The following is a 353-nucleotide window of genomic DNA, read 5'->3' on the forward strand; positions in this document are numbered from 1 at the left end:
CGGTGGCCACAAACACCTCCTTGAGCCCCGCAGGTTTGAGGGGGGCCAGCAGCTCACGCAGCCGCTCGCCCGCCTGCAGGTAGTCGAGTTCAGTACCAGACGGGTTGGCGGGTTGGCTCATAGAAAGCCCCCCTTATCCCGCCCGAACACCCGACCATCCGACTGCAGTTGAGCCAGATTCTGGCTCTCCAGGGTGGCGCCATCGGATGCCAACCCCAGCGCCAGCTCACCCTTGCCAACCGATTTCAGAAAGGCCAGGGCCGCCTCGTTGCGCTTGGCTATCTGCTCCGGGGCCTGTTCACCATAGAGACGGTGACGGGCGATATCTGCGCAGATAGGTACCAGGGCACTCG

General features: G+C 63.7%; 1 protein-coding gene. It reads right to left on the reverse strand.

What is annotated here, in order from left to right; translation table 11 throughout:
* Positions 1-117: 117 nt before the first annotated feature.
* Positions 118-353: phage protein Gp36 family protein (locus ACW5W8_RS23970; RefSeq protein WP_498630912.1), on the reverse strand; the 236-nt coding region annotated here is incomplete at its 5' end.

Source organism: Aeromonas aquatilis, assembly GCF_054052405.1.